Here is a 1,525-nt window from a genome sequence, read left to right on the forward strand (position 1 = left end):
CTCTGGCTCCGAAGCGGCTGGGCAGGCAGAGGATGACACGCCCAACGCCATCCACACGTTTTGGCCGGTAACCCCGGCCCCGAGGTCGCCAGCGCGGATCGGACGCGGAGTCCGAGAAACAAGAAACCCCCGCCTGAGCGGGGGTTTTCTCGTTGAGCCTGCAGTAGCTGAGGCGGGGCTCGATCCCGCGACCTCACGATTATGAGTCGTGCGCTCTAACCAGCTGAGCTACTCAGCCACAAGACTTGCGTCGCAAGCTCAGAGCCCCGAGCCAGGATTGAACTGGCGACCCCTTCCTTACCATGGAAGTGCTCTACCACTGAGCTATCGGGGCGCGTTGCCATCATGCGAAGGCAACCGTAGAAGACTACCATCTTGAGTGTGACAGCGCGAAATCTGACGTTCGGTTTCATCGGCCTGCTGTGCGCGGCCTGGATGGGCTTCGGCCGGTGGGCGTTCGGCCTCGGCGGGGAGCTCACCTGGTGGTATGCGCCGCTGATCGCGCTCCCGTTCGCGGTCCTGCAGCTCTGGACGCTGCAGCGGGTGAACGTGGCGGTGCGGCGGGGGCGCGAGCCCGGCCGGGCGCCGTACGGGGCGCTCGTGCTCTCGTGGGTCTGCGCGCTCGGCTTCGGACTGACGGTGCCCGACCTGGTGGACGGCGAACTCGTCTCCATCGCCGGGCGCTTCGGGGGCGAGATCTGGAACGAGATGGCCATCGCGCTGTGCAACCCGTTCGGCATCATCGCCTTTGCGACGGCGATCGCCGCGCTGGCGTTCGCGTATGCCGCGGGGCGCGAGCGCTGGCTCAGCGAGGACGAGCTGCTCGACGCCGCCGAGGCCGCGGGCGCGGTCGACGGGACCGGCATGGTGCGGCACCCGCTGAGCCGCGAGGACTGATTCCCCTCGGGCCCGCTTTCCGCTCGCTCGGCAGTGCTCCGCACTTCGGGCTGAGCGCGGCAGTTCTGGCGGAGATCGCAGTTCTGGCGGATCCCTTTCGCGAAATCTCTCAGCCCGAAGTGCGATCTCCGCCCGAACTGCAGGGAATGGGCAACCCCGGGGAGGGAAACGGGACAGTGGCGGGGAAAAGAGGCGGGGCGAGTCCTGAGACGAGGAGGGCAGCGGATCCGGGTAACGGGGAGCGGCACAGCGCCGGGCAACGAGGAGTAGCGCGGCGCAGCGCGGGTAGCGGGGAGCAGCGAGGCGCGGAACAGCGGAGCGCGGAAGAGCGCAGTGCAGCGCGGGTGCGCCGCCCGGCGGCTACACGCGGGTGAACACTGCGAGCGCCTCGAAGTGGTGCGTGTGCGGGAACAGATCGAAGGCGCGCAGCGAGACGAGCTCGTAGCCGAGGCCGCGCAGCGTCCCCGTATCGCGGGCGAGGGCGACGGGATCGCACGCCACGTACACGAGGTTCGCCGGCGCGAGCTCTCCGAGCTGCGCGCAGACCTCCCCGCCCGCTCCGGAGCGGGGCGGATCCAGCACCACGGTCGCGCGTCTCAGCCGCTCGCGCACGGGCGCCGAGGAGCGC

General features: G+C 69.5%; 1 protein-coding gene, 2 tRNA genes and 1 pseudogene. 1 reads left to right on the forward strand and 3 read right to left on the reverse strand.

Annotation, left to right across the window (positions count from 1 at the left end; all coding sequences use genetic code 11):
* Positions 1 to 164: 164 nt before the first annotated feature.
* Positions 165 to 238 (reverse strand) — tRNA-Met (locus ACFPZL_RS13100).
* Between the two features lie 24 nt (positions 239 to 262).
* A tRNA-Thr gene (locus ACFPZL_RS13105) sits at positions 263 to 334 on the reverse strand.
* Between the two features lie 47 nt (positions 335 to 381).
* Between ACFPZL_RS13105 and ACFPZL_RS13110 the strand changes: the two genes are divergently transcribed.
* Entirely contained in the window at positions 382 to 897 is a 516-nt protein-coding gene (locus ACFPZL_RS13110) for a hypothetical protein (protein ID WP_382335810.1), read from the forward strand.
* Positions 898 to 1,257: 360 nt separating this feature from the next.
* Here ACFPZL_RS13110 and ACFPZL_RS13115 read toward each other — a convergent pair.
* A pseudogene (locus ACFPZL_RS13115) lies at positions 1,258 to 1,525 on the reverse strand (class I SAM-dependent RNA methyltransferase); the annotation flags it as partial.

Origin of the sequence: Leucobacter soli, from assembly GCF_042659205.1 — a bacterium.
GTDB lineage: Bacteria > Actinomycetota > Actinomycetes > Actinomycetales > Microbacteriaceae > Leucobacter > Leucobacter soli.